Consider the following 11,977-nt stretch of genomic DNA (forward strand, 5'->3'; position numbering starts at 1 on the left):
TCCGATGAGTTTCTCTGTGGGCCAGGTATTTAAATGACGTTGTGGGGTGCCTGCCGGGTGAGAGGGGATCGGGGTTCTGGACCAGCATTCCCATGGGCATCAGGGCACTTTCTTCTCAACACAGTACCGGTCAGAACGTTTCTTTATCATCTTGTGATCGCAATCGATTGATCGATATGTGTCTGCAAAATAAGGTTCTTCTTCATGCGCAGAGCTCCAGTTGTGACAATCAGAGAGTTTTACCTTTGCCCTGATGGACGCTTTATTGGAGTTCTCCACTATTCATCCAGGGTCGCCAGGATATCTCGATTCCGATACGGTCGGTCCTGCTTGCCGGCGTTCATCCGGTCGAGGAACTCGCCAAGAGGGAGAACTCCCTTCGTTGAACCCGAAGTCCATGATATACTATCCGATCACGAGTATCGGGGTACAGTCGCTCCCCGCGTTCTTATGCATGGAGGACCGGGGGTGACCGTCGTCTTATCTCTTATGGTCGGATCAACGCAATGTTCGACACAGGAGTCTCCGGCAGACAGCCGGTGCCTCACCCCCGCCCCTTCCCCCGGATCAGCACCCGCCACCGGTGCAGCATCCGCCGCAGGCCGGCAGTCCCCACGGGCGCAGGATACGGCAGAGGAATGACCACCCCGTCCGGGGGGGCGATGGTGAGGTCGAGGGCTTCGATGCATTCGGCGCAGACGGCCTCTGCGACCGGGTCCGGGTTGAGTGCCGGGTGGGGAGGCCGGAAACAGACCCGGCTCCCCGCGATGTCGGCAAACCGGGAGAGCATCTCCGCCTGGTAGGCCCGCTCCTCCTCGACCGCTTCCGAAGGATCGACGCCGCAGATCCGGCCGGCCTCCTCCAGGAACCGGCACGTCCCGGCAAGGCCGGTGGGGAACGATTCGATACAGGGCGTCTTAAACCTCCGCTTGAGGTCCTCGCCGACCGGCCGGAGCGCCGGTTCCCGGAGGATGTTGACGGCAGCAGCGCCGAGGCGTTCGACGTCCCCGGTGCCGATCCGCCGCACGAACCGGAGGTTGATGCCGATGCCGAGCCGCGCAAGGAGACGGGCGATCTCTGCCGCGTTCTCGTCGACGCCGTACTCCAGATTCTTCTCGCCGACCAGGTTCGCCGTCAGCGTCACTTCGGCCGCAGGACTCGCGAGCGTTGCGACCGAGGAGAGAGCGTTTCTGACGCCGGTCTCAAAGACCCCGCCGAGGAACCCCGCGGTCGGCACGGCGACAACCGGGACGCCTCGCGGTTTTGCACAGACCGCCGCGGTGTCGTCCCCGATCGTCTCGACGATGCAGGTCGAGAGAACGAAGACGGAGGTGGGTGCAGGGGAGACCGAGAGCGCCCGTGCTATGGTCTTCTCCAGCGCATCCTCCCCCCCGAATATGATGTCGTTCTCCGTAAGGCGGGTGGAGAGGAGGCGAGGGGCTTCGAGCCGGTCGTTTGAGAGCAGTGTGGCGTGGAGGAGGGAGAAGTTGTGGTGCGTACACCCTGCCGGACCGTGGACGATGCAGACAGCGTCCCGTACCTCCGTGAGCACCGAGAGCGCTCCGGTCAGGGTGCACCCCTCAAACCTGGACGAATTCAAGGGCGAAGGATTCGAGCTCATCCATCTCGAGGGGGGTGGGGATACTCGTCGTTCTGTTTTCGCAGATCGTGCGCCCGAGGTCCCGGTAGACCGCTGCCTGGTTCGATTCGGGGGCGTATTCGACGACCGTCTGCCGGTTCAACTCCGCAACCTGCACCCCGCGGTCGCGGGGGACGTAGGCGATGAGCCGGGAGTTAATCCTGTGGGCGAACTCTTCCACCAGGTCCCGCTCGCCGTCGATGTTCTTTGCGTTGCAGATCACGCCTCCGAGCGTGCACTTGCTCCGCACCCGGCGCGAGAGACGGGCGATGGCCTTAGCGATGTTGTTTGCCGCGTAGACGGACATCAGTTCGCCGGAAGTGACCAGGTAGATCTCCTGCGCGTATCCTTCCCGCATCGGCATCGCAAACCCGCCGCAGACGACGTCTCCGAGGACGTCGTAGACGATTACGTCGCCTTTGAGGGCGTCCAGGCGTTCAAGGAGCTGGAACGTCGCGATGATTCCCCGGCCGGCGCATCCTATCCCCGGTTCCGGACCGCCGGCCTCCACGCACCGCACCCCCCCAAAGCCCCGGTAGACCACATCGTCGACAGTGATAGTTGCATCCCCGCGCTCCCGGATAAGGTCGAGCACCGTCGGGATCCAGGTCCCGTGCATCAGCATGCGGGTACTGTCGTGCTTCGGATCGCACCCGATCTGCAGGATGTCAAGCCCTTCTCCCGCGAGTGCTGCCGATAGGTTTGCCGCCGTAGTGGATTTCCCGATTCCCCCCTTCCCGTAGAGGGCGATCTGCTTCATCATTTCTACTATGCGCTCGCATGGGTAATTAGGTGTCGGATGGTGTTTGCAATGTTCAATTATATATATCTCACTGCAATATAGAACGTGCGTTAAACCAATTACTTTCATAAAATAATCTATATTTACCATTATTTAACTAATTTGATTACAATCCTCTGTTTTTTATTATTAGAAATGTATATAACACTAAAGTATAAACCCCTGGTTAAGCAGGAAGGAGTACGATGGACCCACGGTTTCGATCACGGTTGATTGCGGCGCTTATTCTCATCGCCGTCGTCTGTTCGGCCTTCTCAGTGAGCCCGGTCACCGGCTTCCGCCTGGAGAACAGGGATGGGAGCGGCGCTGAAGCGGCACTTGCAGAGGCCCTGGTGCTACAGCAGAGCACCAAGATCAGAGAAGAGTTTATGGAGGACCTCACTGTCTACATCGACAGCAATAACGCTGTCTTCAAGCAGCAGGATGCTTCCGGGAGCAGCACGAGCGGTCTCTACGTCCCCGGCGAGAATGCCATCTACATCCGCTCGGACAGGGATCCGGCGCGGGCCGACGAGGTCTTCGTCCAGCAGGTCGGGTATCGGGTCTACCGCACCATGGGGTTTGACGAGAGCATGGTCTTTGAGACGCTGGAGATAAACTCCGGGTCGTACCTCTCCCGGGTCAGCGCACCCCCCGGCGAGGAGTGGAAGGCAGCGCTCTTCGCTGAGGCCTTCATGCTCTACCACGTCTCCCCGGCGCTCCTGAAGGCGGATGCCCCTGAGGTCTATACCTACATGGACCTCCTTGTGACGAGCAGCGGGGACCGGGCGACGGTGGACGACCTCTACACCCATTACCAGCCGGAATAACCGGCACCCCTTTTTGGTTCAGTCAAACCGCTTGAAGACTCCCATAACGAGCATGATCACCGGGATGATCTCGAGGCGCCCTATCCACATGATCAAGATGAAGAGGACCTTCGCCGGATCGGCCATGTCAGGTGAGACGAATCCTGCGGTCATGCCGTTGTTGCACATGGCGGAGACGACCTCGAAGATCACGTTGCTTGAGTCGAATGCCGTCGGCTGCAGATGCATCACAAGCACCGTGGCGACGAAGATCGAGAGGAAGTAGAGCATGATAGTCAGCATGTTCCGGGAGACCTCGAGGTCGGCGACGTTCTTCGGGATCACTTTGCCGTCGTACTTGAAGGGCACGAGCACGTTCCCGGAGACGAACATCCGCCGGAACCACCAGAGCAGGCTCTGAAAGCCGAGGACTACCCGGGAGAGCTTGATCCCGCCGGCGGTGCTCCCCGACGCCCCGCCGATGACCATCAGCATCGAGAGGAAGAGGACCGTCACGCTCGCCCACTCGTTGGGGGAGGCGACCTGGAACCCGGTGCTGGTGATTCCCGCCGCCGACATGAAGAGCGCCTGGCGGATGGCGGTAGGGATATCGGTTGCGTTGAGTGTGACGAGGTCCCACGCTATCACGACGATCCCGAGCGCGATGAGCATGAAGAGAAGGCGTGCCTGCTGGTCGTCGAAGAACCGCACGCCGTTTTGACGGTAGAGGATATAGTAGAGTTTGAACGGCAGAGCGCCGGCGATCATGATCGGGACGACGAGGACCTCAAGGAACGGGTTATTATAGAAGGGGATCCCTGCCGAGTGGATGGAGAACCCCCCGGTGGAGATTGTGACAAGGGCGATGTTCACCGCGTCCCAGAGGGGTATCCCCGAGAGGAGAACGAGCCCGATCGATGCGGCGGTCAGCACCATGTAGATCTTCCACATCTCCATGCCTGTTGCGACGACGCTCGGCATCAGCGCTTCCGAGCGTCCTTCCGAGCGGTAGAGGCGGAACTGGGTCAGCCCGGTCCTTGAGGCCATCGCGATGGTGAAGGAGACGATCCCGAGGCCGCCGAGCCACTGCATCAACGACCGCCAGAAGAGGAGCGTCTGGGGCAGGTCGTCGACGGACCGCATCATCGTCAGACCCGTATCGGTCCACCCCGACATCGCCTCGAAGACGGCGTCGAGGTAGGGGGTACCGAGCCCGAGGCTGAACGGCAGAGCGCTCACCAGCGCCATCGCGAGCCAGATCAGGGCGACGGCCATGAGGGCGGCGGAGAGGGGTGCCTCTCGCTCCTCCCGGGGTACCCGGACAAGGAGCATCCCAAGGAGGAAAAGGGTGACCGGGACAGAGAGCATGGGCAGGATCATCTCCCACTCCCGGTAGACCACCGCTACGAGGAGCGGCACTCCTGTGGCGACGCTCATATACCGGAAGATGTTGCCGATATCGGGTGCGATGGTCGAGAACTGCTCGATCCTGTCCATCGGTACATCTTCTCCGGGAACTCTTATCTATTTTCTCCTGCAGGATTTTTGGCTATTTAGAGGCCAAAAAGCGCCTGGAATCACCGGCGACCGCATATGGATGCACCGTTGCCGATCGAAGCCCCCTCTTCCTCGCCGGCGGCTCCCGGCGCGCTTTCGATGAAGATACGCCGGTTGATGATCCGCCAGGCGAGGATGAGCTGGGCCATATCCCCGGCCGTCAGGTAATCCACGTTCTGGAGAAGGTCGATGGGCTTCACCTGTGTCTGGATCTCGATGTTCTTCTCCAGTTTTTTCACCACGGCTTCATTTAACTCCCCGTCGAACGTGAGCGCCCCCATTGCCTTTCCCCCGATGTCCTCGGTCGTGAACTCGACCATGAAGTTCCGTTGGGAGAGTGAGAGGAGCCCGAAGAGGTCGATGGAAAGGTCGACGTCCCGGATACTCTTATCGAGTTTACTCTGGCAGAGGGTGACATGGTAGATGTTACGCTTCTCGCTTGCTTCCCTCCCGTACTTCGAGAAGGCGATCCTGATGACTGCGTCCGCGAACCGGCACTGGGGCGCGACGTACTGCTCGAAATCGGGCTTGCGGTCTTCCATCTCCTGGATGACCGCATCCACCGAATATCCCCGCTTATCCACGTCGCGTTTGATCTTCCAGGCGCGTTTGACGTCGGGGTCCGGGTCCACGTAGAGTTTGAAGTCGATCAGGTCCCGCATCTTTTTGGTCACGAAGGGGTGCAGCCCTTCGAGGATAAGGATCTTCGTGGGGTTAAACGGCACCGGGGGATCGAACATCCCGTTGTCGTGGTTGTAGACGGGTTTCTGGATCGTCTCTCCTGCTTTGAGGGCGATAAGGTGCTCTTCGAGCAGGTCGAACCGGTTCGCCTCGGGGACAAGCGGCGTGATCCCGAGAACCTTCCGCTCCCGGCGGTCGTACCTGTGGTAGTCGTCGATGGTGATCGTGGAGACGAGTTCCTCTCCGAAGATCTCCCGGATAGCCCGGGTGAATGTGGTCTTGCCGCTTCCGCTGTCTCCCGCCACGCCGATGATAAAGACGTAGGGCGACTCTGCAATGACTCTCTTGAAGTCGGATGATGCCATAACTCAGCTCACTGTTCGGTCGGTATCCCGCACTGTTAAGATTTCGGTGCCGGACGAAGAAGTTTCGGACAAAAAGAGGGAAGCCGGCAGGAATTCACCCTCTTGCAGGAGTCTATGACGGGATGATCCCCGCTTCTTCGTGCTTCTTCCGGATCGCGTCGGCGAGCCGGTCCAGCGCCGCGAAGTCCCCCTCTCTCGGGTAGCCCTTGATGTAGACCGGTTCGATCAACTCCACCTTGAGCCGATCAAGCATACTTGCAAGGGTATCAACGGTCTTCCCGCCCCAGCCGTAGGACCCGATCACCGACGCATACCGGGTTTTCGGGCGAAGGAGGTTTGCGAGGTACGCGGCGTAGACCACCTGCGGGTGGGGACCGAAGATGAGTGTCGGGGTCCCGATCACGACTGTGGCTGCATCCACCAGGGCCTTTGCAAGTTCGCCGATATCCGTCTTCGTGAGGTTGAACGGATGGACCTGGACACCACGCTGTATCAGGGCGGTGGTGAAGTGGTCGACCATTGCCTGGGTGCTCCCGTGCATGGAGACGAAAGGCAGCACCACCACGTTCCTGACGTCGTCGCCTGTCCAGTCACGGTAGGCGTCCATGATGAACGCCGGCCTGTCGTAGACCGGGCCGTGGCTCGGGGCAATCACGGCGATCTCACGTGCTGCGAGTTTCGCGAGGTGCGCTTTGATGCTTGACCGGAAGGGCATCATGATCTCGGCGTAGTAGCGTTTCGCGGACTCGTAGATTGCCCCCTCGTCGGGGACGTAGAGGGAACTCGTCGCGTAGTGCGAGCCGAAGAGGTCGCAGGAGAAGAGGATCCGGTCTTCGGGGAGGTAGGTCAGCATCGTCTCCGGCCAGTGAACCCAGGGGGCGAAGATGAACTCGAGTGTCCGATCCCCGAGGGTGAGCGTATCGCCGTCGCTGATGACAATGACCCGGTCCTGGGGGATCTGCAGGAGGTCGACGAGGAAGTCCCGGCACTTCTGGTTCGTCACCACCTTCGCCCCGGGGTAGCGGCCGAGCATCGCCGGTATCGAGCCCGAATGGTCCTGCTCGGCATGGTTCGCGATGATGTAGTCGATCTTATCGACCCCGAGCCGGTCCAGGTTCGCCGTGAGGTCCGCAAACTTCGACGGGTCGACGGTATCGATCAATGCCGTCTTCTCGCTGCCCCGTAGCAGGTAACTGTTGTAGGAGGTGCCGTCGGGGGTTGGGATCAGTTCGTCGAAGATCCGGCGGTCCCAGTCGATGGCCCCGACGGCGAAGACGCCCGGCACGATCTCACGTGGCGTCATGCTCTGCCTCCCCCGGGTACATTCCGACCATTATACGGTGTCTGTGGGTGGTTTCCTGACATCTTTCACACTCCGTAGGCTGCAACCGGCCATGGTTTTCCAGCGTGCCGGTCGGTGAACGTTTATCCGGCCCGAACGCTGATAACGGTTTCGTCTCCCTCACCCGGAGGGGAGGCTGGTCTGCCTCTCGCCCCGGTCTCCCTCCCTCCGGACGGTGTTTGCAAAGAGATGGGCCTGCCGGGTCGGTTCCGGGAGCCGGTACCCACGGGCGGTCGCGAGGACGAGATCGACTGCAGAGAGGAGGTCGATACGGTGACCCACGGAAACATAGACCGGTTTCGTCCTTTCTTTCGTCCGGACCGCCATCCCTATCGTCTCGCCGTTCCGGAGCACCGGGCTCGTCGAACCCCTGGCGGGGCCGGGCTCCGTCACCGTGCCGACGAGGAGGCTCTTTGCGACCCCGACGGTGGGCCGGTCAAGCAAGACGCCCATGTGGCTTGCGATGCCGAGGCCGCGGGGGTGGGCGATCCCCTGCCCGTCGAAGAAGATGACGTCCGGCTCGGACCGGAGTCGTCGGAACGCCTCAAGGAGAGCGGGACCTTCCCGGAAGGTGAGGAGCCCCGGTATGTAGGGAAATGATGTCTCGATAGAGGCAGAGACCCGTTCGACGACGGTGAGATCGGGGTAACGGAGGACGACGACGACCGCATGGATCTCGTTTGAGCCCTTCGCGTAGGAGGCGTCGGCGCCGGCGAGGAGGGTGACCTCATCGATATCGCCGGAGAGGCTGATCCTCTTCCGGAGCGTCTCCTGGAGGCGGACGGCCTCCGCCGGGGCAAGGTCAAACGGGTGGGTCTCGTTGATCTCCATGAACGCTTCCGTTGTGGCTTTGATTCACGCTGTCCTATAAAACTATTATTATATACTTTGTGCGTACAGCACCCCGCGGGTAACAACGTATGACCCGACAGAACCCGCTTCGCTATGTAATTGCCATCGTGATCGCACTCGTTGGAGTGCTGGTCGTTTACGCCGCCCTCACGACTCCCGGTCTCTCCCTCCTCGTCTGGGCCGGCGCCGCCATCGTCCTCGTGGGGGTGATCGTTGCCGCCTCGTTGCAGATCGCCGACCAGTGGGAGAAAGCGGTCGTACTCCACCTGGGCCGGTTCTCGGGCCTCCGCGGTCCGGGCATCTTCGCCATCGTACCCTTCATCGATACGGTGGCCTACTGGATCGATCTCCGCACGATCACGACCTCGTTCCGTGCGGAAAAGACCCTCACCCGCGACACGGTCCCGGTCGACGTCGAGGCGGTCCTCTTCTGGCGCGTGCGGGACCCGGAGAAGGCGGCGCTGGAGGTCGAGGACTATCGGTCCGCCATCAGCTGGGCGGCACAGACGGCGCTCCGGGAAGTCATCGGGAAGTCCAACCTCGCCGATATGCTCGAGGGCCGGGAGAAGCTCGACGCGGAGCTGCAGCGGATCATCGACGTCCGGACCGAGCAGTGGGGGATCCACGTCAGTTCAGTGGAGATCCGGGATATCCTGATCCCCCGCGAGCTCCAGGACGCGATGTCCATGCAGGCCCAGGCGGAGCGGGAGCGGCAGGCGCGGGTGATCCTCGGCGACTCCGAGCTCCAGGTTGCAAAGAAGTTCGAGGAGGCGGCACGGACCTACCAGGACAACCCGACCGCCCTCCACCTCCGGGCGATGAACATGCTGTATGAGGGCCTCAAGGAGAAAGCGACGCTCGTCCTCGTCCCGGCATCGGTCCTCGACACGATGAACCTCGGCACCACCCTCGGCCTCTCGGCGCTCGCGAAGAACACGATGGAGGATAATGGGGACCGCCGGGGATCGACGGCCGGCGAAGCGAAGTCCCGCAAGCCGCCGGCGACCGAACCCGGCGCCCCCTGACCCGGCCGACCCCGGGTCCCGGGGCATTTTTATACGTGGACGGGGTACGGCAGGTCACCTCCGGGACGTGAACGGTATGGGACGATGGGTATGCAGTGTCTGCGATTACGAGTACAATGAGGAGGCGGGAGACCCTGAGACCGGTATTCTGCCGGAGACGCTGTTTGAGGATCTCCCCGACGACTGGCGGTGTCCCCGCTGCACCGTGGGAAAGGGAGCATTTGTGCGGGTTGATGAAGAGGAAGAGGTGAAGACGGATGAAGAAGACGACCTTTGAAGGGGCTGCAACGACGGTGGCCGACGTGATGGTAGCGGAGCTGGAAGCGTGGGGGGTCAACCTCTACTTTGGTATGCCCGGAGCGTCGGCGCTCCCGCTCGTGGATGCGGTCCGGAGGAACAGGAACTCCCGGTACATCGTCGTCCGGCACGAGCAGACCGCGGCCCTCGCCGCGTCCGCCTACAACAAACTCACGGGAAAGATGGCGGTCTGCCTGACCATCGCCGGGCCGGGGGCGACGAACCTTGCGACCGGTCTGTACGATGCAAAGGAAGACCATGCAAGCGTCCTCTCATTGAATGGCCAGGTCCAGACGCAGTATGCCGGGCCCGGCGGCATCCAGGAGATCGACCAGGACGCCTTCTTCCGGCCTATCACGGTCTTCAACAACACCGTCGCCGACCCGACGACGGCGGTCAAACTCCTCACCCGGGCGCTGCGTTACGCTGCCGTCGCCCGCGGCGTTGCCCAACTCTCGCTCCCGAACGATATCCAGCGAGAACCGCTTGATGCAACCTACTGCGAGCGCGAGACCTGCCTCCCGGAGGTCGGGGTTGCGCCGACCGACGAGACCGTCGCGGCCGCGGCGGAGGCGATCGACGGCGCCGCACGACCGGTCATCCTCGCGGGGTTCGGGGCCATGCGTGCGGCCGGTCCGGTCCTCGACCTCGCGGAGACGATCCAGGCGCCGATCGTCACCACCTTCCGGGCGAAGGGCATCCTCCCCGACGAGAACGAGTGGGTTGCCGGGCTCCACGGGCAGCTCGGGACGCCGCATGCCCTGACACTCGTCCTGAAATCGGACCTGGTGATCGCCTGCGGGGCGAGTTTCTCCGACCTCACCGGGATCCCGCCGGAGAAACCGGCCGTCCATATCGATATCGACCCGCTCCAGCTCGGGAAGCACCCGCTTGCGGTCGGGGTCTGGGGGGACTGCGCCATTGCCATACCCCGGATCCGTGAGCGGGTCCGGCCTCGGGATGACTCCGGGACCCGGCAGTGGCTCGCGAAGAAGAAGCAGGAATGGCGCGACCGGCTCGACCGGGAAGCCGACCCGGCTGCCGTTCCCATTCGCCCGCCCTACATCATGAAGGTCCTCTCAGAGACCCTGCCGGAGGATGCGGTCATATCGCTTGACGTCGGGGAGAACCAGTGGTGGTTCGGGCGGAACTTCCGGATGAAGCGGCAGCGGTTCGCGATGTCGGGCTACCTCGGGACGATGGGATTTGGGCTCCCCGGGGCGATTGCGGCAAAATTAGCCTATCCGGAGAAGAGCGTCGTCTGCATCACCGGGGATGGGGGGTTTGCCATGGTCATGGCCGACTTCACCACGGCGGTCAAGTACGACCTCCCGATCGTCGTGGCGGTCCTGAACAACCACGATCTCGCCATGATCCGCGAAGAGCAACGGGAAGCGGACTACCCGCCCTTCGGAACCGACCTCACGAACCCCGACTTTGCGGCGTATGCGGAGGCCTCCGGCGGCGCCGGGATACGGGTGACCCGGCCGGGGGACCTCCGGGACGCCGTCCTCCGTGCACTGGCGATGGACAAGCCCGTTATCGTCGATATCGAGACCGACCCAAAGCGATTCCAGTGAGGAAAAAAGGGAAGGGGAGGTTCATTCGCCGGAGAGGTAGTCGTAGAGGAACGCAGCGACTACGGCACCGACGATGGGGCCGATGATGTAGATGGGGAAGAACGTCCAGAGGTTCGACCCGCCAAGCAGCCAGTCCCCGAGATACGGCCCGAACGTACGGGCAGGGTTCAACGAAGCGCCGGTCAGGTTCCCGGTCGTCGTGATGATGCCCGCGACGGCAAGGCCCACTGCGAGGCCGGAAAAGCCCGGCGTGGCCCGCTCGTCGACGGCGGCGCCCATGATGACGAACATCAGGAGGAACGTACCGATAGTCTCGATGACGATCGCCTGCAGGTAGCCGATACCGGGGAAGGGGGTCGTTGCCCCGAGGCCCCCGATGGTGACGGCGTCCGGGCCGACCGCCCAGGCAAAGAGGAGACTTGCGGCCGCCGCGCCGATGAACTGGGCGACGACGTACGCACCCGTATCGAGCGCAGGAAACCGCCGGGTAGCGAAGAGGGCTATCGTCACCGCCGGATTGATGTGGCATCCCGATATCCTCCCGAACGCGTAGATCGACCCGGTGATGGCGATACCGAAGGCAAGCCCGATGGCGAGCCAGTCGCCGAGGCCCCCGAGCGCCCCGATCCCGATGTTGAACGGAGTCGACGGGGTGGTCCCTGAAGCAAGCATAAGGGTGACGACGGCTGCACCGGCTCCGAAGAAGACCAAGATGAATGTACCGACGGCCTCGGCGATGCACCGTTTTCCTAGAGTAACAGTCATGGTTTCACCAGATTGGTATAGGTTTTACGAGGAGCCGACCAAAAAGGTCGGTGGTGTGTGCCTCACTTCCCCTTCTCGTACAGGGCAGCATAACACTCGGGACAGAGAATCCTCGGCAACGGCGCCTTCACGCGCTTGCTGGGAAGGGGATAGCCCCCCTCCCAGAGATCGATATCTTTCCTGATGGCGTGATCCATGCAGAGCCCCATCCCGCAGACGATGCAGATTGCCACCGCCTCGCTCTCCTTCCCCTCAAGGGCGCAGTAGTAGCACTTCATGGCAGT

General features: G+C 62.1%; 12 protein-coding genes. 4 read left to right on the forward strand and 8 right to left on the reverse strand.

The window, feature by feature from the left end:
* Positions 1 to 544 precede the first annotated feature (544 nt).
* Positions 545 to 1,621: a nitrogenase component 1 gene (locus tag BRA49_RS12910; RefSeq protein ID WP_292386531.1), complete on the reverse strand. Its 1,077-nt coding sequence runs from the start codon at positions 1,619 to 1,621 to the stop codon at positions 545 to 547.
* Positions 1,581 to 2,399, reverse strand: a complete 819-nt coding sequence (gene cfbC / locus BRA49_RS12915) for a Ni-sirohydrochlorin a,c-diamide reductive cyclase ATP-dependent reductase subunit (protein WP_292386532.1) — start codon at positions 2,397 to 2,399, stop codon at positions 1,581 to 1,583. Before cfbC ends, BRA49_RS12910 begins: the two co-directional genes overlap by 41 nt.
* A 227-nt stretch (positions 2,400 to 2,626) precedes the next feature.
* On the opposite strand from cfbC, the gene BRA49_RS12920 reads away from it, so the two are divergent.
* Complete coding sequence (locus tag BRA49_RS12920; protein WP_292386533.1) at positions 2,627 to 3,250, forward strand: hypothetical protein; 624 nt, start codon at positions 2,627 to 2,629, stop codon at positions 3,248 to 3,250.
* Positions 3,251 to 3,268: 18 nt separating this feature from the next.
* On the opposite strand, the gene BRA49_RS12925 is transcribed toward BRA49_RS12920, so the two are convergent.
* From BRA49_RS12925 to nfi, 4 genes are all read right to left on the reverse strand, one after another.
* Positions 3,269 to 4,726: a TrkH family potassium uptake protein gene (locus tag BRA49_RS12925; RefSeq protein WP_292386534.1), complete on the reverse strand. Its 1,458-nt coding sequence runs from the start codon at positions 4,724 to 4,726 to the stop codon at positions 3,269 to 3,271.
* Between the two features lie 80 nt (positions 4,727 to 4,806).
* Positions 4,807 to 5,832, reverse strand: a complete 1,026-nt coding sequence (locus tag BRA49_RS12930) for a phosphoribulokinase (protein ID WP_292386535.1) — start codon at positions 5,830 to 5,832, stop codon at positions 4,807 to 4,809.
* Between the two features lie 112 nt (positions 5,833 to 5,944).
* Positions 5,945 to 7,135, reverse strand: a complete 1,191-nt coding sequence (locus tag BRA49_RS12935; RefSeq protein ID WP_292386536.1) for an FprA family A-type flavoprotein — start codon at positions 7,133 to 7,135, stop codon at positions 5,945 to 5,947.
* 159 nt (positions 7,136 to 7,294) lie between these two features.
* Positions 7,295 to 8,005, reverse strand: coding sequence for a deoxyribonuclease V (gene nfi, locus BRA49_RS12940; protein ID WP_292386537.1), 711 nt, complete (start codon positions 8,003 to 8,005; stop codon positions 7,295 to 7,297).
* Between the two features lie 89 nt (positions 8,006 to 8,094).
* Here nfi and BRA49_RS12945 point away from each other — a divergent pair, with 89 nt between their 5' ends.
* The 3 genes from BRA49_RS12945 to BRA49_RS12955 all read left to right on the forward strand — a co-directional run bounded on the left by BRA49_RS12945 (position 8,095) and on the right by BRA49_RS12955 (position 10,928).
* Positions 8,095 to 9,051: a slipin family protein gene (locus tag BRA49_RS12945; RefSeq protein WP_292386538.1), complete on the forward strand. Its 957-nt coding sequence runs from the start codon at positions 8,095 to 8,097 to the stop codon at positions 9,049 to 9,051.
* A gap of 76 nt (positions 9,052 to 9,127) precedes the next feature.
* Entirely contained in the window at positions 9,128 to 9,328 is a 201-nt protein-coding gene (locus BRA49_RS12950) for a rubredoxin (protein ID WP_292386539.1), read from the forward strand.
* Positions 9,309 to 10,928, forward strand: a complete 1,620-nt coding sequence (locus BRA49_RS12955) for a thiamine pyrophosphate-binding protein (RefSeq protein ID WP_366900738.1) — start codon at positions 9,309 to 9,311, stop codon at positions 10,926 to 10,928. The genes BRA49_RS12950 and BRA49_RS12955 overlap by 20 nt, the downstream gene beginning before the upstream one ends.
* Before the next feature lie 21 nt (positions 10,929 to 10,949).
* On the opposite strand, the gene BRA49_RS12960 is transcribed toward BRA49_RS12955, so the two are convergent.
* The gene (locus BRA49_RS12960; protein WP_292386540.1) at positions 10,950 to 11,693 is read right to left on the reverse strand and encodes an MIP/aquaporin family protein; all 744 of its coding nucleotides are present in this window, start codon (positions 11,691 to 11,693) and stop codon (positions 10,950 to 10,952) included.
* 62 nt (positions 11,694 to 11,755) lie between these two features.
* Positions 11,756 to 11,971, reverse strand: a complete 216-nt coding sequence (locus BRA49_RS12965) for a DUF2180 family protein (protein ID WP_292386541.1) — start codon at positions 11,969 to 11,971, stop codon at positions 11,756 to 11,758.
* Between the last annotated feature and the right edge of the window lie 6 nt (positions 11,972 to 11,977).

Source organism: Methanoculleus sp. UBA430 (assembly GCF_002506585.1).
Taxonomy (GTDB): Archaea; Halobacteriota; Methanomicrobia; order Methanomicrobiales; family Methanoculleaceae; genus Methanoculleus.